Annotated in this window: 15 protein-coding genes; 7 read left to right on the forward strand and 8 right to left on the reverse strand. The window is 72.2% G+C overall.

All coding sequences use genetic code 11. The features are described from left to right. Window positions 1–99: 99 nt before the first annotated feature. On the reverse strand, window positions 100–825 hold the full coding sequence (locus ACFPA8_RS22015; protein ID WP_386451153.1) for a hypothetical protein: 726 nt from the start codon (window positions 823–825) through the stop codon (window positions 100–102). 848 nt (window positions 826–1,673) lie between these two features. Between ACFPA8_RS22015 and ACFPA8_RS22020 the strand changes: the two genes are divergently transcribed. After that, entirely contained in the window at window positions 1,674–2,888 is a 1,215-nt protein-coding gene (locus tag ACFPA8_RS22020) for an alanine racemase (RefSeq protein WP_386451154.1), read from the forward strand. Between the two features lie 160 nt (window positions 2,889–3,048). Here the strand turns inward: ACFPA8_RS22020 and ACFPA8_RS22025 are convergent, their stop codons facing one another. The 4 genes from ACFPA8_RS22025 to ACFPA8_RS22040 all read right to left on the reverse strand — a co-directional run bounded on the left by ACFPA8_RS22025 (window position 3,049) and on the right by ACFPA8_RS22040 (window position 7,611). Further along, window positions 3,049–3,900: a DUF2510 domain-containing protein gene (locus tag ACFPA8_RS22025; RefSeq protein WP_386451495.1), complete on the reverse strand. Its 852-nt coding sequence runs from the start codon at window positions 3,898–3,900 to the stop codon at window positions 3,049–3,051. 144 nt (window positions 3,901–4,044) lie between these two features. Continuing rightward, window positions 4,045–4,851, reverse strand: coding sequence for a 3-oxoacyl-ACP reductase (locus ACFPA8_RS22030; protein ID WP_386451155.1), 807 nt, complete (start codon window positions 4,849–4,851; stop codon window positions 4,045–4,047). Further along, on the reverse strand, window positions 4,848–6,233 hold the full coding sequence (locus ACFPA8_RS22035) for an aldehyde dehydrogenase family protein (protein ID WP_386451156.1): 1,386 nt from the start codon (window positions 6,231–6,233) through the stop codon (window positions 4,848–4,850). Before ACFPA8_RS22035 ends, ACFPA8_RS22030 begins: the two co-directional genes overlap by 4 nt. 10 nt (window positions 6,234–6,243) lie before the next feature. After that, entirely contained in the window at window positions 6,244–7,611 is a 1,368-nt protein-coding gene (locus ACFPA8_RS22040) for a glutamine synthetase family protein (protein WP_386451157.1), read from the reverse strand. An 85-nt stretch (window positions 7,612–7,696) separates the two neighbouring features. Here ACFPA8_RS22040 and ACFPA8_RS22045 point away from each other — a divergent pair, with 85 nt between their 5' ends. The 3 genes from ACFPA8_RS22045 to ACFPA8_RS22055 all read left to right on the forward strand — a co-directional run bounded on the left by ACFPA8_RS22045 (window position 7,697) and on the right by ACFPA8_RS22055 (window position 10,994). Beyond that, the gene (locus ACFPA8_RS22045) at window positions 7,697–8,473 is read left to right on the forward strand and encodes a FadR/GntR family transcriptional regulator (RefSeq protein WP_386451158.1); all 777 of its coding nucleotides are present in this window, start codon (window positions 7,697–7,699) and stop codon (window positions 8,471–8,473) included. 126 nt (window positions 8,474–8,599) lie between these two features. Continuing rightward, window positions 8,600–10,111, forward strand: coding sequence for an ethanolamine permease (gene eat, locus ACFPA8_RS22050; protein ID WP_386451159.1), 1,512 nt, complete (start codon window positions 8,600–8,602; stop codon window positions 10,109–10,111). Between the two features lie 142 nt (window positions 10,112–10,253). Then, the gene (locus ACFPA8_RS22055; RefSeq protein ID WP_386451160.1) at window positions 10,254–10,994 is read left to right on the forward strand and encodes a gamma-glutamyl-gamma-aminobutyrate hydrolase family protein; all 741 of its coding nucleotides are present in this window, start codon (window positions 10,254–10,256) and stop codon (window positions 10,992–10,994) included. A gap of 130 nt (window positions 10,995–11,124) precedes the next feature. Here the strand turns inward: ACFPA8_RS22055 and ACFPA8_RS22060 are convergent, their stop codons facing one another. Continuing rightward, complete coding sequence (locus ACFPA8_RS22060; RefSeq protein WP_386451161.1) at window positions 11,125–12,351, reverse strand: MFS transporter; 1,227 nt, start codon at window positions 12,349–12,351, stop codon at window positions 11,125–11,127. Window positions 12,352–12,404: 53 nt separating this feature from the next. Between ACFPA8_RS22060 and ACFPA8_RS22065 the strand changes: the two genes are divergently transcribed. Further along, window positions 12,405–13,151, forward strand: a complete 747-nt coding sequence (locus tag ACFPA8_RS22065; protein ID WP_386451162.1) for an AraC family transcriptional regulator — start codon at window positions 12,405–12,407, stop codon at window positions 13,149–13,151. Between the two features lie 109 nt (window positions 13,152–13,260). Here the strand turns inward: ACFPA8_RS22065 and ACFPA8_RS22070 are convergent, their stop codons facing one another. Further along, entirely contained in the window at window positions 13,261–14,007 is a 747-nt protein-coding gene (locus tag ACFPA8_RS22070; protein ID WP_386451163.1) for a helical backbone metal receptor, read from the reverse strand. A gap of 405 nt (window positions 14,008–14,412) precedes the next feature. On the opposite strand from ACFPA8_RS22070, the gene ACFPA8_RS22075 reads away from it, so the two are divergent. Next, window positions 14,413–15,345: a 5'-3' exonuclease gene (locus tag ACFPA8_RS22075; protein ID WP_386451496.1), complete on the forward strand. Its 933-nt coding sequence runs from the start codon at window positions 14,413–14,415 to the stop codon at window positions 15,343–15,345. Between the two features lie 77 nt (window positions 15,346–15,422). Continuing rightward, a complete protein-coding gene (locus ACFPA8_RS22080; protein ID WP_386451164.1) occupies window positions 15,423–16,286 on the forward strand; it encodes a siderophore-interacting protein in 864 nt (287 codons plus the stop codon). Between the two features lie 109 nt (window positions 16,287–16,395). On the opposite strand, the gene ACFPA8_RS22085 is transcribed toward ACFPA8_RS22080, so the two are convergent. After that, a complete protein-coding gene (locus ACFPA8_RS22085) occupies window positions 16,396–17,580 on the reverse strand; it encodes a phosphatidylinositol-specific phospholipase C1-like protein (protein WP_386451165.1) in 1,185 nt (394 codons plus the stop codon). Window positions 17,581–17,626 lie beyond the last annotated feature (46 nt).

Here is a 17,626-nt window from a genome sequence, read left to right on the forward strand (position 1 = left end):
GGCGGGACGGGCGGGGCCCTTCGGCTGCGCCGGCCGTGGCGGGTCCGGCCGGCCCGTCGGTCCGTGCGGGCCTCTGCTGCTGTACGCGACGGCTGTGCGTCACTGGTCGCCTTCCCCTCGCCCTGCCGCCGTGTTGCGCAGCCGGCGCTCGATTCGGTCTGCGATGCCCTGTGCGTCGTGCCCGAGTCCTGCCTGTGCCGCGGCGGAGGTCTCGCCCTTCTCGGTGGCCTCCGCCGCGGCCTGCGGATCGCTGACGACGCGCCCGTCGGCGAAGCCGGTGACGGCGTAGACGACGACCGGGGCGTCGGAGAGCACCCGCACCGTCCAGCTGGCGCGCTGCGCGTCGCCGAAGTCGGCGGCGACGGTGCCGCGTGCCGGGTACGGGCGCGGCATCAGGTCCGTGCGCTCGGTGAGGTTCTCCACCGCGAAGCGTTTGCGGAGCGAGCGCATGCCGCTCTGGCCGCTGCGCGTGAAGAGCAGCCCGACCGTGGTGACGCTGCTGGTCGTCTCGTCGGCGTACGTGACACGCAGCAGACGCTCGCAGCCCACGGGCGAGAGAGCCTTGGCCAGCAACGGGTCGAAGGCGTTACGGCAGTTGGTGTCCGGGGCGACGGCGACGCGCAGCCATTTGCGGTCGGCGCTGCCGGGGCCGGCGCCCAGACCTTCGAGGACGCGCGGGAACAGCTGGTCCACGGGCGTGTCGTGCCACATCGTCCCCGCCCGCTCGAACACCTGCTCAGGGGAGGCCTGTTCGGCGGGATCGTCGGTGAGCGTCATCCCGGCGCCCGCACCGCCGAGCAGTCCCACGCCGAGCACGAGACACACGGCGGCCGCGACCGTACGGGGGGCGGGGCGGTTGTGCGCGGAAGTGTCACGTATCGGGCGCAATTGGGCGGTGGGCGGCCCGAACCCGGCTCCCCCGCCTCCCGGGAAGGTGCCTGCCGCCTCATCCGGAGTCCGGTCCGGACCCCCGGCCTCGAACGGCATCGGAGCGCTTGCCGGGAGGGTGCCCGGACCGGCACTCCCCCCGTACGCCTTGCGGCGAAGCGTCTCGGGCGTCAGCGGTTCCCCGGTGGGCGGCGGGGGCTGCTGCGGCGCGGCGGGGGCCGGCAGGCGCAGCCGTGCGTCCCGGGCGGAGGCTGACTTCGATGCGGCGGGCCGGACGTCGTCCGATTCCGAGTCGTGCGGCATCTGTGCGGTGCGCTCGTCTTTCTGGGTGGGCTTCGCGGGCCCGCGCACGCCGCCGCCGGGTGCCGGGCGGCGTACACCGGGCGAACCGGCCGCAGTTCCGGGCCGGTCGGATTGCGGCGGCGAGGTGGGCATCGGCGGGATGCCCGGGCGCGGCGGAACGGCAGGGCGAGGAGGAAAGGCCGGGCGGGCCGGTACCCGGGGGTGTTCCCGTACCGGATCGGGATGCGGTCCGGGAGAGTCCGGAGGCTCTGTGCGGTCGGCGTCAGTGCTCATCTGCACCCCTCCCGCGCGCAGTGCCACCCCACACGAATCCCTTTCGGGGCATGCCGGTTCGTAACGGACAACACGCCGCAGGGTCGGCCTCACGCAGCGTGCGGCCGTCACTCTACGGGGCGAACTGGTGGTTCCGGCAACCCGGTCGGCGCTGCCCGGCCGCCCCTCGTCCTCTGTCCCGGACCGCCGCACTCTGGCAAGCTGCACGGGTGTTCGACACCTCAGCCGACCTCACGGCAGACCGGGCCCGCTACGACAGCGCCACCTCGCGTCTGGATCCGCCCTTCGCCGTCGTGGATCTCGACGCGTTCGACAAGAACGCCGCCGACCTGGTGCGCCGCGGGGGCGGCAAACCGATCCGGGTGGCAAGCAAGTCGGTCCGGTGCCGGGGGCTGCTGGAGCGCGTGCTCGCCCTGGACGGCTTCTCCGGAGTGCTCAGCTTCACGCTCGCCGAGTCGCTGTGGCTCGCCCGCTCGGGCATCGACGACGTCGTGCTCGCGTACCCCTCCGCCGACCGGGCCGGCTTCGCGGAACTCGCCTCCGACCCGAAGCTCGCGCAGGCCGTGACCGTCATGGCCGACGATCCGGAACAACTGGCGTTCATCGACGCCGCACGGGACGGCGGCTCCCAGGAGATCCGGATCTGTCTCGAACTCGACACCTCACTGCGGGCGCTGGGCGGCCGGATCCGGATCGGGGCGCGCCGCTCCCCCGTCCGTTCGCCGCTCCAACTGGCCGAACTGGCCCGCTCGGTGACCCGGCGGAAAGGATTCCGGCTGGTGGGCCTGATGGCGTACGAGGGGCACGTCGCCGGCGTCGGCGACGTCGCGCCGGGCAACTGGCTGCGCTCACGCGGCGTACGCGTCATGCAGGCCGCGGCGAGACGGGAACTGGCCGCCCGGCGGGCCGCTGCGGTGGAGGCGGTACGCCGCGTCGCGCCCGGCCTGGAGTTCGTCAACGGCGGCGGGACGGGAAGCGTCCAGCACACCGCCGCGGAGGACGCCGTGACCGAAGTCGCCGCCGGGTCCGGGCTGTTCGTGCCGCGCCTCTTCGATCATTACAGCTCCTTCACGGGACGTCCCGCGGCACTCTTCGCACTTCCCGTCGTACGGAGGCCCGGCGTGGGCGTGGTGACGGTGCTGGGCGGCGGCTATCCCGCCTCCGGTGCGCCCGGCCGGGACCGGCTGCCCCAGCCCTACCTGCCGCAGGGCCTGCGCTACGACGCCCAGGAGGGAGCCGGCGAGGTGCAGACGCCGCTGCTGGGGACGCCGGCCGACGACCTGCTGGTCGGTGACCGTGTGTGGTTCCGGCACGCCAAGGCCGGGGAGCTCTGCGAACGCTTCGCCGAGCTGCACCTGGTGGAGGGCGACCGGGTGACGGGGGTGCTCCCGACGTACCGGGGCGAGGGCCGCACGTTTCTCTAGCGCTGCGAAGGTTCACCGGCTCGCGCTTCCCGGCAGACCTTCCCGACCACGGCACCAGCGGGTCGGGAGCGGCTTCCAGCGGTCCGGGACGGTCTCAGCAGGTCCGGGCCGCGTTCCGGGCCTGCTGAGACCGGTCCGGACCAGGGCCGGGTCGGAGCCGTCAGACGGCTTCGCCGGGGACGCCGCCGCTCTCCCCTGCCTCAGGACCTTCCTTGACGCCTTCGGCCAGCCTGTCCATGTCCTTCAGCGGGGGCGCGGCGCGGTGGATGTCGAAACCGCTGCGCAGCAGCAGCATCTCCCCGGAGCCGGAAGGATGCGGAAAGGCCAGCGACTCCACGTACGCGTCCGGCTTGGTCCGGTTGACGATCTTCCAGCGCACCCGGTAGCCGTCCTCGCCCGCCACGGTGGTCTTCTCGGAGGCGACGGCCTCGTGCGAGGTGATGCCGCCGTACGTGCCCTTGCTGTAGGCGGTCTTCGCGAAGCGGCCGATGTCGCTCTTCGCCGCGTCCTCCGCGCTGCCGGTGTCCGTCCCGGCCACGACGATGACCGAGGAGCCGCGCAGACACCTCTCGCTCTCGCTGCCGGGGCAGGTGTACTCACCGGTGGTGACCATGGGCGCGAGGGGGTCGTGCCTCCAGCCGTCCAGCACGGGCAGATCGACGCCGCTGGCCGGGACCTCTCCCTCCTCGCCCGGGCCGCCCTCCTCCTCGGGGAGCTCGCCGGAGCCTCCCGACCCGTCGTCGCGGGGCGGAGATTCGGGGGCCGGACCAGTTCCTGCCTCATCACTCGCGCCGCTGCCGACACCCGCCCCGAAGACGAGCACCGACCCCACCAGCAGAGCCGCGACGAGCACGAGCCCGCCGACGATCCCCGCGACGAGGGGACCGCGTACGGCGCCACGGGTACGGGTCTGGCCGCTCCATGCGCTCCCGTCCCACCACCGTTCCTGCGCACGGGACTTGGGCTTGTACGCGCTTCCCGGGTCGGGGTACCAGCCGGGCGGTGTCGTCATGGTCACCTCTCGCACTGTAGGGCAACACGTGTGCGAGTCACATGGACTCCGCCCGGCCGGTGAGCTCTGACCGGAAAACACCCGGAGCGGGAAACACCGGAGCCGGAAGCCCCGGACGCTCCCCGCAGCTCAGCCGCGGAGAGCTCAGACCGGCGTCACGTACGCCCCGGAGATGCCGCCGTCCACCATGAAGTCGGTGGCGTTGACGAAGGAGGCGTCGTCACTCGCCAGGAAGGCCACCGCCGCGGCGATCTCCTCCGGCTCCGCGAAGCGCCCCGGCGGCACGTGGACGAGCCGGCGCTGCGCACGCTCCGGGTCCTTCGCGAACAGCTCCTTCAGCAACGGGGTGTTGACGGGACCCGGGCAGATCGCGTTGACGCGGATGCCCTCGCGGGCGAACTGCACGCCCAGCTCCCGCGACATGGCCAGCACGCCGCCCTTGGAGGCGGTGTAGCTGATCTGCGAGGTCGCCGCGCCCATCACCGCGACGAACGAGGCGGTGTTGATGATGGAGCCGCGGCCCTGCTCGCGCATGTACGGCAGCGCGGCCTTGCAGCACAGGTAGACCGACGTGAGGTTGACCTGCTGCACCCGCTGCCAGGCGTCCAGGCCCGTGGTGAGGATCGAGTCGTCGTCGGGCGGCGAGATGCCCGCGTTGTTGAAGGCGATGTCGACGCTTCCGTACGTCTCGTACGCCGCCTTGAAGAGGGCCTCGACCTGCTCGGCGTCGGTGACGTCCGTCTCGGCGTACAGTCCGCCCGCTTCCTCCGCCGCCGCCTTGCCCCGTTCGGCGTCGACGTCGGCGCACACCACGCGCGCACCCTCCGAGGCGAGCCGCCGCACGGCTGCCAGCCCGATCCCGCTGCCGGCACCGGTGACGACGGCGGTACGGCCGACGAGGCGCCGGCACACGGACGTTGCTCCTGCGGGGCCGGTGGGCGAATCGGTCACGGCTGCTCCTCCGTACTGATGAAGACGTTCTTGGTCTCGGTGAAGGCGGTCAGTGCGTCCGGACCGAGTTCACGGCCGAGACCCGACTGCTTGTAGCCGCCGAAGGGGGTCGTGTAGCGCACGGCGCTGTGCGAGTTGACCGACAGGTTTCCCGCCGCCACGGCACGGGAGACGCGCAGCGCGCGGCCCACGTCGCGGGTCCAGACGGAGCCGGAGAGGCCGTAGTCCGAGTCGTTGGCGATGCGCACGGCTTCGGCCTCGTCCTCGAAGGGGATCGCCACCGCGACGGGGCCGAAGATCTCCTCCGCGCTGCGCCGGTCGCCGGGCGCCCCCTCCAGGACCGTGGCCGGATACCAGTAACCCTTGCCGTCCGGCACCTCCCCGCGGATGAGGGCGGGGGCGTCCTCCGGGACGTAGCCCCGCACCCGCTCACGCTGTCGCTCGGAGATCAGCGGTCCCATCTGTGTGGCGGGATCGGCCGGGTCGCCCGCGACGAAGGACCTCACGGCCGGTTCCAGCAGCTCCAGGAAGCGGTCGTAGACGTCACGCTGGACGAGGATGCGGCTGCGGGCGCAGCAGTCCTGCCCGGTGTTGTCGAGGAAGGAGCCCGGAGCGGCGGTGGCGGCCAGCGCGAGGTCGGCGTCGGAGAAGACGATGTTGGGGCTCTTGCCGCCCAGTTCGAGCGTCACCCGCTTCACGCCGGCAGCGCATCTGGCCATGATGTCCTTGCCGACCGCCGTCGAACCCGTGAAGACGACCTTGGCGACTCCGGGATGTTCCACGAGGGCGGTGCCCGCCACAGGGCCCTCGCCCGGCAGGACCTGGAAGAGCCCCTCGGGCAGTCCCGCCTCCAGCCCGAGCTCCGCGAGCCGCAGCGCGGTCAACGGTGTCGTCTCGGCCGGTTTGAGGATCACGGCGTTGCCGGCGGCCAGGGCAGGGGCCGTGCCCCACGCGGCGACCGGCATGGGGAAGTTCCACGGAGCGATGACGGTCACGACACCGAGCGGTTCCGCGAAGGTGACACTGATGCCGCCGTCGACGGGGATCTGCCTGCCGTTCAGCCGCTCCACTCCCCCGGCGGCGTAGTCGAGCAGGTCCCGGGCGTTACCCGCCTCCCAGCGGGCGTTGCCCACCGGGTGACCCGCCTCCTGGACCTCCAGCTGCGCGAGTTCTTCGAGGTGTTCGTCGACGGTGACGGCGAACCGGCGCAGCAGCCGGGCGCGTTCACCCGGCGCGAGCGCCGCCCACATGGTCTGGGCGGAAGCGGCCCGCCGGACGGCCGCGTCGACGTCGGCGGGTGTGGCTGCGGGGACGGTGGTGATCAATTCCTCGGTCGCGGGGTTGAGGACCGGGAGTTCGTGCTGCTGGTGCTCGTCGTGCAAAGTCGCGTCCTTACATCCGTTCGAAGGAGCGGAACCGCTCCCAGTCCGTGACGGCCGTGTCGTATGCCTGCTGCTCCACGTGCGCCATGTTCAGGTAGTGCGCCACGACTTCGGGACCGAACGCCTCACGCGCGACGGTGCTCTCCTCCCACAGCTGCGAGGCCTCCCGCAGTGTGCTGGGCACGTGTTCCGCGTCGCCGGTGTAGGCGTTGCCGGTGCACGCCTCCTGCAGCTCCAGCTTCTTGTCGACGCCGTGCAGCCCTGCGGCGATCATGCCGGCCACGGCGAGGTACGGGTTGACGTCGCCGCCCGGTACCCGGTTCTCCAGCCTGTGCCCGTGGCCGTGTCCGACGATGCGCAGCGCGCAGGTGCGGTTGTCGGGGCCCCAGGCGACGGCCGTGGGCGCGAAGGAGCCCGGCTGGAACCGCTTGTAGGAGTTGATGTTCGGGGCGTAGAGGAGAGTGAACTCCCGCAGCGCGGCGAGCTGTCCGGCGAGGAAGTGCCGCATCGTGGCGGACATGCCGTACTCGCCGGCCTCGTCGGCGAAGACGGGAGAGTTGTCCTCGTCACGCAGCGAGAGGTGGATGTGGCACGAATTGCCCTCCCGCTCATCGAACTTGGCCATGAACGTGAGGGCCTGACCGGCCTGCGCGGCGATCTCCTTGGCGCCGGTCTTGTACACGACGTGCTGGTCGCAGGTGGTGAGCGCCTCGTCGTAGCGGAAGGCGATCTCGTGCTGGCCGAGGTTGCACTCGCCCTTGGCCGACTCCACCCGCATCCCCGCCGCGCCCATCTCGTTGCGGATGCGGCGCAGCAGCGGTTCGACCCTGGCGGTGCCGAGGATCGAGTAGTCGACGTTGTACTGGTTGGCCGGGGTGAGACCGCGGTACGCGCTGTCCCAGGCCTGCTCGAAGGAGTCCTGGAAGACCATGAACTCCAGCTCGGTGCCGATGTACGCGCTCCAGCCGCGCTCGGCGAGCCGGTCGAGCTGGCGGCGCAGGATCTGCCTGGGCGAGGCGACGACCGGCGAGCCGTCGTGCCAGGCCAGGTCCGCGGTGACCATGGCCGTGCCCGGGTTCCAGGGGACGAGCCGCAGCGTGCTGAGGTCGGCGTGCATGGCGAAGTCGCCGTAGCCGCGCTCCCAGGAGGACATGGCGTAGCCGTCGACGGTGTTCAGATCGACGTCGACGGCGAGAAGGTAGTTGCAGCCCTCAGTGCCGTGCTCCATGACCTCGTCCAGGAAGTGGCGGGCCGCGAACCGCTTCCCCTGCAGTCGCCCTTGCATGTCGGTGAAGGCCAGCGCGACGGTGTCGATCTCCTCCCTCTCGACGAGCACTCGCAGCTCGTCGACGGAGATTGGGGGTGTGCGTTCTGCCACGTCCGGCCTCCTGTCGTTCCACGGGAAGTCATAAGGTAGTCCGGAAGACCATTGGTTCGGAAGGGGTTCCGATGAGGGAGAGCCGGTGAGATCCGGGAACGGCCGCGGGGCGCGGCCCGAGGCGGGCCGTCCCGAGCCGGACCGGCTGGCCGCGGTGCTGCGGCCGGTGCGCGCCGGCAACGGCTTCGAGGAGGCGCTGGAACAGATACTCCAGATCGTCCGCCTGGGCCTCGTCCCGGACGGCGAACGGCTCCCGGCCGAGCGTGAACTCGCCGAACGTCTCGGCATCAGCCGCGTGACGCTGCGCGAGGTGCTCAGGGTCCTCGCCGAACAGGGCCTGGTCGTCAGCCGCCGCGGACGGTACGGGGGCACGTTCGTACGCCATCCCCAGCCACCCGTCGAGGGCACGGACCCGCCGGAGGGACTGCTGCGCGCCACCGGGGCGGCCGACGTGGACGTGGCAGACACGCTGCGCTTCCGCGAGGTCCTGGAGTCCGGCGCCGCCGAACTGTGCGCCGCCCGCGGCCTGTCGGAGGCCGAGGCGGCGCGCCTGCGTGCCGCTCTCGACGACACTCGCGACGCCGCCCTCGCCGATTACCGGCGCAGCGACACCCTCTTCCACCTCACGCTCGTCGAGCTGGCGGACTGCCCCTCGCTGACGGCCCAGTACGCCGCAGTGCGGGCGAAGGTCAACGATCTGCTGGGGCGGATACCGCTGCTCGTACGCAACCTCGAGCACGCGCAGCAGCAGCACGCGGCACTCGTCGAGGCGGTCCTCGCCCAGGATCCGGAGCGGGCCCGTGCGGTCGCCCGCGAACACTGCGCGGGGACGGCGGCCCTCCTGCGGGGCTTCCTGGGATGAACGGCCGCACACAGGGGGCGGGCGGGGACGGAGGTGTAACCCCGAAGTAATGTGCAGGGGGTTGCGCTGGGGTCCTCCGCAGGGCAAAGGTATGTTCCCACACCAATGCCGTAGGCAGGAGCGGTCATGGCCGAAGGAACGAAACCCTCGCAACCGTCGCCGGAGACCGGCCAGGAGAGCGCCGAAGAATACCTCCAGCGTCGTTCGCTGCGGCGTGGCAGCGCCGGCTGGCTGCTGCTGACCGGACTCGGTGTCGCGTATGTGGTCTCCGGCGACTACGCGGGCTGGAACTTCGGCCTCGCGGAAGGCGGCTTCGGCGGTCTGGCGATCGCCACCGTGCTGATGGGCACGATGTACGCCTGCCTGGTCTTCTCCCTCGCGGAGCTCTCCTCCATCCTCCCCACCGCGGGCGGCGGTTACGGCTTCGCACGGCGCGCGCTGGGTACGTGGGGCGGCTTCCTGACCGGTACGGCCATCCTCATCGAGTACATCCTCGCGCCGGCGGCCATCGCCGTGTTCATCGGCGGTTACGTCGAGTCGCTCGGCCTCTTCGGTGTGGAAGCGGGCTGGCCCGTCTACCTCGTGTGCTTCGCGCTCTTCATCGGCATCCACCTCTGGGGCGTCGGTGAGGCACTGCGCTTCAGCTTCATCGTCACCGGCATCGCGGTCGCCGCCCTGCTGGTCTTCTGCATCGGCGCGTTCACCCACTTCGACGCGGGCTCGCTGAACGACGTCGCGGTGGACGGCCAGGCCTTCGGCTCCAACTCGTGGCTCCCGCTGGGTGTGCTGGGGATCTGGGCCGCCTTCCCGTTCGGCATGTGGTTCTTCCTCGGGGTCGAGGGCGTACCGCTGGCGGCCGAGGAGACCCGCGATCCCGTCAGGGCGATGCCGAAGGCGCTCGCGTGGTCCATCGGCATCCTCGTGATCCTCGCCCTGCTCACGCTGCTGCCCGCGGCGGGCGCAGCGGGCTCCGACGCGATCAAGGACGCCGACAACCCGCTCGTCGCGGCCCTGGAGACGGCGTCCGGCGGCGACCCGACGACCCTCAGCAGGATCGTCAACTACGCGGGTCTGGCCGGTCTGGTGGCGTCCTTCTTCTCCCTCATCTTCGCCGGGTCGCGGCAGCTCTTCGCCCTCTCGCGCGCCGGCTACCTGCCCCGCTTCCTCTCCCTGACGAGCAGCCGCAAGGCCCCCTACCTGGGCCTGCTGGTGCCAGGCGTGATCGGCTTCTCGCTGGCGGCGTACACCGGCGACGGTGCGCGGATGCTGAACATCGCCGTCTTCGGGGCCGCGATCAGCTACGTGCTGATGACGCTCTCCCACATCGTGCTCCGCCGCCGTGAGCCCGAACTGCCCCGTCCGTACCGCACTCCGGGCGGGCTCGTGACCTCGTCGGTGGGCTTCGTGCTCGCGTGCGCAGCGGTGGTCGCCACGTTCCTGGTGGACCCGAAGGCGGCGGGCATCGCGTTCGTGCTGTACGCCGTCGCCGTGGGCTACTTCGCCTTCTACAGCCGTCACCACCTGGTGGCTGCGGCCCCGGAGGAGGAGTTCGCGGCACTCGCGGCGGCCGAGGCCGAGCTGGAGCGGGACGGCGGCCACGGTGAGCCGGAGGCGCCGGCCGCGAAGGCAGGTCCGTAAGCTGGCAGAAGGCCCGCGGGAACCGCTGGCGGCGACCGTCCTGCGGTCGGGACGCCGGGTTCCCGTCGGCCAAGACCCGTCAAGACCGCCGAGGCCCCGGCACCGGGGCCGGTACGCGGCCGTCCGCCGCCGGAGGCATCCGATGCACACGCCGCTGATCGGCATCAGCACCTATCTGGAGAACGACGTCCGGTGGGGGGTGTGGCAGCACCGCGCCGCGGTGCTGCCCGCCGGATACCCCCGCCTCGTCCAGCGGGCGGGCGGATGTGCGGTCATGCTGCCCCCGGACGTCCCGGAGCGCGCCGAAGCGGTCGTCTCGCGGCTGGACGGTCTCGTCGTCTCGGGAGGCCCGGACGTCGAGCCGGTGCGCTACGGCGCCGCCCCCGAGCCCGAATGCGGGCCACCCGACCGGGAGCGCGACGACTGGGAGCTCGCCCTCATCGAAGCCGCCCTCGCCCGGCACCTTCCGCTGCTGGGCATCTGCCGGGGCATGCAGCTGCTGAACGTCGCCCTCGGCGGCACGCTCGTACAGCACCTGGAGGGCCACCGGGGCGGCCCCGGGGTCTTCGCCCAGCACTCCGTCCGGCCGGTGGCGGGCACACGGCTCGCCCGCGCCCTTCCCGAACCGGTGTCCGTGCCGACGTACCACCACCAGTCGCTCTCCCGGCTGGGCGACGGGCTGGTGCCGGGTGCGTACGCCGAGGACGGCACCGTCGAGGCCGTCGAACTGCCGGGGAGCGAGCACCCCTTCGTCCTCGCGGTGCAGTGGCACCCGGAGGAGGGCGAGGACACCCGGGTGATGCGGGCACTGGTGGAGGCGGCCTCGGGGCCGTCCCCGGTCGGGGAACTGGCCGAGCCGGCGGGGAGCGGCTCGCGCGTCTGACGCCGGGTCCGCGGAACGTCCGCACGCGAACTCGATGCGGCGGCGGTCTGCGGTCTGCGGTCTGCGGTCTGCGGTCTGCGGTCTGCGGTCTGCGGTCTGCGGTCTGCGGTCTGCGGTCTGCGACGGTTCTTCACCCACGGCCCGATACCGCCGTGCCGTCTTCAGCGCCGCCCGTGTCCCCGGACCGTCCGGGCGCTCCGCCGAACATGCCCGGCTCGTTCAGTCCGCGCAGGAGGAACCGGCCGAGAGCGGGCAGCGCGATCAGCGGTGCGAGGGCCGTCTGGAGCGACGTCGCGTCCGCGACTGCTCCGATGAACGGACTGGCCAGCCCTCCCACACTCACGGTCAGGCCGAGGGTGACACCGCCGGCGGTGCCCACCCGCCGGGGCAGGTAGTCCTGGCCGAGGGTGATGTGCAGGGAGAAGGGCACGTAGAGGCCGGCGGAGGCAAGGGCGACGAAGACCAGGACCGACGGGCCGGGTACGAGCACGACCCCGGCGACGGCCAGGACCGTGAGGGTGTAGGACCACTGCACGACCCGGACACGGCCGAACCGGTGGGCCAGCTTCCCCCCGGCCACGGTGCCCACCGCCCCTCCGAGGTAGAGCACGGTCAGCGCGGCGGTCCCGACGGTCGCCCCTCCCCCGGTCCGCTGGCGTACGTACAGCGCGATGAACGTACTCAGGCCCACGAAGACGACCGAGCGGCAGACGATCGCTCCGGAGAGCCTGAGGAAGGACGGCCAGTCGTCCTTCCCGGCACCGGCCGCCCCGGCAGCGTCCTGCGCCGGGCTCCCGCGCCCGACCGAGCGCAGGGCGGCGATGCACAGCACGGCCCCGGCCAGAGCGGGGACGACGAGCAGAGGGGACGCACGCAGCCCGCCGGTGGCCACGACCGCGGAGACGAGCAGGGGGGCGGCGGCGAAGCCGAGGTTGCCGCCGAGCGAGAACCAGCCCATCGCCGTGTGACTGCCACGGCTCGCGAGGCGGGCGACCCTGGCGGCCTCCGGGTGGTAGGCGGCGACGCCCACACCGGAGACGGCCACCACCGCCAGGGTGACCGCGTAGGAGTCGCCGACTCCGGCCAGCGCGACGCCCGCCCCGCCGGTCACCGTGCTCACGGGCAGCAGCCAGCGCACGGTCCACCGGTCGGTGATCGCACCGAACAGCGGTTGCACGACGGATGACAGAAGTGAGGCGGCCAGGACGATCCCGGAGGCCGCGGCATAGCTGTAGGCCCGTTCGGAGACGAAGAACGGCACCAGGGCGGCCACCGCGCCCTGATAGACGTCCACACAGGCGTGCCCGAGGGAGAGGCGCAGCACCGGACCGTTGCGCGAGTTCTGCTTCGTCGTCACCCGTCGATCGTCTGCTCGGCGGCCTCGGCGCGCTTCCGATAATCTGCCGGTTCATGCCGCATATCCGCCACACTCCGCAGGCTCCGACCCGGACGCAGACACTGGCCGCGGGCCAGAGCATCGACGCCCACCGGCACGACGACCACCAGATCGTCTACGCGGGATCGGGAGTGCTGGCGGTCACCACCGACGCGGGGACCTGGTTCGCGCCCGGCACACGCGCCATCTGGGTACCCGCCGGCTGCGTCCACGCCCACCGGGCCCACGGTCACCTGGACCTCCACCTGCTCGGCATTCCCAGCACGGTCAACCCGCTCCGCCTGGACGCCCCCACCGTCCTCGCCGTCAGCCCCCTGCTCCGGGAACTGATCCTCGAGTGCACGCGCGACGCCGGCGACGGCGGGCCGGAGCGGCGGCGTCTGCGCGCCGTCCTCCTCGACCAGGTGAAGGTGTCGCGGCAGCAGCCCGTGCCGCTTCCCGCTCCCCGGGACCCCCGGCTGCGCACGGTCTGCGGCCTCCTGGAGGAGAACCCGGCCGACCCCCGTGGCCTCGCGGCGCTGGGACACGAGGCAGGGGCCGGCGAGCGCACGCTCAGCCGCCTCTTCCGGAGAGAGCTCGGCATGACGTTCCCCCAGTGGCGCACCCAGCTCCGTCTGTACCACGCCTTGCGGATGCTGGCCGCGGACGAGCCCGTCACCACGGTCGCCCACCGCTGCGGCTGGGCCTCCACCAGCGCCTTCATCGACGTCTTCCGCCGCGCCTTCGGCCACACCCCGGGCACCCACAACCGCCGCGCCTGAGTGCCGCCTTCGTCCCGCGGCCGGCGGTCCCCGCAGTCGGCGGTCCCGGCAGTCGGATCGCGCGTCCGGCCCGGTGCGGGTTCGATCCGTCCCGGTGCGGCTCGGTCCGTCAGCCCAGGGCTTTGCGCAGCTGCGCGGTCAGCGCCGCCGGTGCCTCCGTGAGCGAGGGGCCGTACCAGGTGAGGTGGCGCCCGCCGACGAGGGCGGACGGCAGACCGGGAAAGGCCTCAGGTCCGTCGTCGGCCGTGAAGAGGTACGGCTCGTCGGGCAGTACGACGAGATCCGCGTGGCCGGCTTCGTTCAACTCCTGGAGCGGCAACCGCGGATACCGTTCACGATGCCTCTCGTAGATGTTGTGCACGCCGAGGTGGGCGAGGAGCGCGCCCGCGAAGGTGTCACGCCCCAGGACCATCCACGGTCGGCGCCACACAGGCACGAACGCGCGCACGTCGAACTCCGCCCGAGCGTCGCGCCAGGCGTCCTCCGCCTCCTGGAGCCACCGGGGGCGGGCCAGCCCGCACCCCTCGGTCAGCATCCGCTCGAGTTCGCCGAACGCCTGCGGCAGCGTGCGTACTTCGGTGACGAGCACGTCGATGCCGGCGGCGCGCAGCGCGGCGAGATCGCTCTCCCGGTTCTCCTCCTCGTTGGCGACGACGAGATCGGGGGCGAGAGCGGCGATGCGCTCCAGGTCGGGGTTCTTGGTGCCGCGTACCCGGGTCACGTCCAGCCCGGGCGGATGGCTGCACCAGTCGGTCGCGCCGGTGAGCAGCTCGGGCGCGGTCGCTGCCAGCGCCTCGGTGAGGGAGGGGACGAGAGAGACGACGCTCCGCACGGTGCCGGTATTCGTGTGCGCCATACCGGCACCGTACGCCCCCCGCGCGGCGAACCCGCTCCCCCGTACGGCGTTCCGCTCCTCCGGCGGTCCTCCCCCGGCAGGCCCGTCGCGCTGTCCGCGCGACGGCTGCCGAAGGTCCGGAAGCACGTCCTCGTACGGAGAAGAGAGTAGGCGCGAGTAGGCCGATGAGGCAGGCCAATTTGCGCCACACGTACAAGTGTTGGAGGCAGGAAGGCCGGTATGGGCCTTGGCGCGGGATCTCCGCCTCCGCCATATGACAGCACGGGTGCGCACAGCGGCAAGTGCGGCAGCGCAGCGGCTCCCATCGGCCTGCACCGGCTCCTGCGGGCCGCTGGCTCCTGCGGGCCGCTGTCGGACCCGTACGGCATCATCGGCCCCGTGACTACGACGACGCCGCGACGCCTGATGCTCCTGGACACCTCGTCCCTCTACTTCCGCGCCTACTTCGGAGTGCCGGAGACGGTCAGGGCGCCGGACGGAACCCCGGTCAACGCCGTACGCGGGCTGCTCGACTTCATCGCGCGGCTGGCGGGCAACCGGCACCCGGACTCCCTGGTGGCCTGCATGGACTTCGACTGGCGCCCGGCCTGGCGCGTGGAGCTCATCCCGTCCTACAAGGCTCACCGGGTCGCCGCGGAGGCCGACGAAGGCCCGGACGCCGAGGAGGTCCCCGACACCCTCAGCCCGCAGGTACCCGTCATCGACGAGGTGCTGGACGCGATCGGCATCGCCCGGGTGGGCGCCGCGGGTTTCGAGGCGGACGACATCATCGGCACGCTGACGGCACGCGCGGACACGCCCGTCGACATCGTGACGGGCGACCGCGACCTGTTCCAGCTGATCGACGACGACCGCGGCGTGCGGGTGCTGTATCCCGTGAAGGGCGTGGGGAACCTCGACGTCTACGACGGCGCGGCGCTGCGCTCCAAGTACGGCGTGGACGGCGCCGGTTACGCCGAGCTGGCCCTGCTTCGCGGCGACCCGAGCGACGGTCTGCCCGGGGTCCCCGGCGTCGGCGAGAAGACGGCGGCGAAGCTGCTGGAGAGCTACGGGGACCTGGCGGGCATCATGGCCGCCGTCGACGATCCGGCGTCCCGGCTCACGCCCGCACAGCGCAGGCGTCTCGCGGAGGCACGGCCCTACCTCAAGGTGGCACCGAAGGTGGTCCGGGTCGCGAGCGACGTCGCCCTGCCCTCTTTCGACGCCTCGCTGCCGGCCGCCCCGCGCCACCCGCAGGCCCTGGAGGAGCTGGCGGAGCGGTGGGGCCTGGGCGGCTCCCTGGAGCGGCTGCTGACGGTGCTGGCAGAAGGCCGGGACCGCGGAACCGGTACGAGCTGAGCAGGCCGGAGACGGGGCCGAGTGGTAGCTTAGGTAACCCTAACCACTTCACGCGCGCACCGTCCCAGGAGTTCCACGTGGCAGACCGCACGCCCAGCAGCAAGACGCACGTCCACCGGGGCCGCGTGATCCGCACCGAGTGGCTCACTCCCCACATGGTGCGCGTCGTCCTCGGCGGTCCCGGTCTGGAGGCATTCACCGCGGGCGAGTTCACGGACCACTACGTGAAGCTGCTCTTCCCGCTCCCCGACGTGGAGTATCCGGAGCCCTTCGACATCGTCCGCATCCGCGCCGGCTTCCCGCGCCACCAGTGGCCGGTGACGCGTACGTACACGGTGCGCTCGTGGGCCCCCGCCGCCCGGGAGCTGACCCTCGACTTCGTCGTGCACGGCGACGCGGGACTCGCCGGGCCGTGGGCGCGGAACGCCGTCCCGGGTGAGGAGATCCTCTTCCTCGGGCCCGGCGGCGCCTACGCCCCCGACCCGGAGGCCGACTGGCACCTGCTGGCGGGTGACGAGAGCGCCCTGCCCGCGATCGCCACCGCCCTGGAGGCGATGCCCGCGGATGCCCGGGTCAGGGCACTGATCGAGGTCGAGGGCCCGCAGGAGGAGCTGAAGCTCAGCGTTCCGGACACCGCCGGCGTGGTCTGGCTCCACCGGGGGTCGGCCAGGGTCGGCGAGCGGCTCGTCGAAGCCGTACGTGCGCTGGACTTCCCGCCGGGGCGGGTGCATGCCTTCGTGCACGGCGAAGCCGGAGCGGTGAAGGAACTCCGCCGCCACCTGCGGCTCGAACGGGGCGTGGCACGCGAGCAGTTGTCCATCTCCGGTTACTGGCGGCAGGGCCACGACGAGGACGGCTGGCAGTCCTCGAAGAAGGAGTGGAACGCGCAGGTGGAGGCGGAGCAGGAGGCCGGCGGCACGGTGGACGGCGGCCAGGCCTGACCGCCGCGGAGCCGCACCGTCGCAGAGCCCGCAGCCCCGGCCCCGTCGGCCGGGGTCCGTCAGCCGGCCCCGTCAGTCGGAGTCCGTCTCTCCCGTGCGCCCTGCCCCGTCAGGGCTCGATGGGCCCGCCCGGGCACTTCGCCGACGGCACGCTGACCGGGTTGCAGCGCACCGGGCCGCTGCCGCCCGGAAGTTCGGCGACGTAGTCGGAGCCGTAGCGCGCGGCGAGCCCGGGCACGGGGAAGTCGGTGGAGATCATCTGGGCCCCCGAAGCCAGAGCGTCCTCCAGCATGCCGGTGTCACCGCTGGAAGCCTGGTCCAGCGGCACGTCGGAGCGGGTGCGTACGAAGTAGCCCTTCCTCACGAGGTCCTGGATGACGGCCTTGTTGGCCCCGGTCGGGTCGTTGACCTTCATGAACGCGGCATCCGGGCGCCCCGGTTCGGAGTCGGTGAACAGCACCCTGCCCTGCAGGCTCTCCCGGCCGCCCGCGCGGTAGGCGTCCTGGAGTTCCTGGTCGTCGTTGTCCATCAGGAACATCACCTTGCCGCGGGCTGCGGACAGCCGGGGCCAGCCGTGTTCGCGCACCGACTCCTCCAGGGTCTGCCCCGGCCGCCGGACGTCGTCAGCCGTGACGGTCGCCTCGTCGGGGAAGACCGACCGGATCTCCGCGTCGAGCGCGTCGAGCATCTCCGTGTCCCACGGAGGACTCACCGCACCGCCGCGCTCCTCCAACTCCGGGTCCGTCTCCTTCAGTTCGAGGAGCACCGGTACGGGCACATGGCCGGGCCGCCGTTCGGACCACTTCCTCACCTGCCGCAGGCAGCTCCGGAGACTCACGCAGTTGCTGCGGTAGTCGAAGTCCGCCCAGTGCTGGACCTTGAAGCCGCGCCTGCGCAGCTCCGGGTCGGCAGGCGGAGGAAGTCCGGCGTCCTTGCGGATGAGCGGGTCGGCGTACAGGCCGCCGTCGGGGTCGGGGAAGACGTCCAGCTCGATGCCGCGCACCTGCTGACGGGAGAGCTGTACGGGCAGGGACGCGTGGCTGTAGAGCAGCGTCCGGAAGTTGGGGTCGTGTTCGCTCATCAACTTCTGTTCCGCGAAAGAGACTTCACGGTGGTAGCTGTTGTGGGTGGCCATGGCCTGGAGCTGCGTGAGGCGCAACCGGTCTGCGGGGTCGTGCGCCTGCCCGGACGGGGAGGAGGGTGCGAGCGTCGCCGACGTCAGCGTCGCCACGGCGGCGAGGGCAGTGGCCACGGCGGCCCAGCGACGGAATCCGGATCTGGTCGTGGTGCGCACATCGACCTCCGTTGAGGCATGAGAGACGAGGACATGGGCGGTGCCC

The sequence above is a fragment of the Streptomyces ovatisporus genome, from assembly GCF_042653885.1.
Classification (GTDB): domain Bacteria; phylum Actinomycetota; class Actinomycetes; order Streptomycetales; family Streptomycetaceae; genus Streptomyces; species Streptomyces ovatisporus.

What these genes read in the sequence shown, in the direction of transcription:
- ACFPA8_RS22025 (WP_386451495.1), bottom strand. Translation starts at nt 3,900, where the DNA reads ATGACGACACCGCCCGGCTGGTACCCCGACCCGGGAAGCGCGTACAAG.
- eat (WP_386451159.1), top strand. Translation starts at nt 8,600, where the DNA reads ATGGCCGAAGGAACGAAACCCTCGCAACCGTCGCCGGAGACCGGCCAG.
- ACFPA8_RS22055 (WP_386451160.1), top strand. Translation starts at nt 10,254, where the DNA reads ATGCACACGCCGCTGATCGGCATCAGCACCTATCTGGAGAACGACGTC.
- ACFPA8_RS22065 (WP_386451162.1), top strand. Translation starts at nt 12,405, where the DNA reads ATGCCGCATATCCGCCACACTCCGCAGGCTCCGACCCGGACGCAGACA.
- ACFPA8_RS22070 (WP_386451163.1), bottom strand. Translation starts at nt 14,007, where the DNA reads ATGGCGCACACGAATACCGGCACCGTGCGGAGCGTCGTCTCTCTCGTC.
- ACFPA8_RS22075 (WP_386451496.1), top strand. Translation starts at nt 14,413, where the DNA reads ATGCTCCTGGACACCTCGTCCCTCTACTTCCGCGCCTACTTCGGAGTG.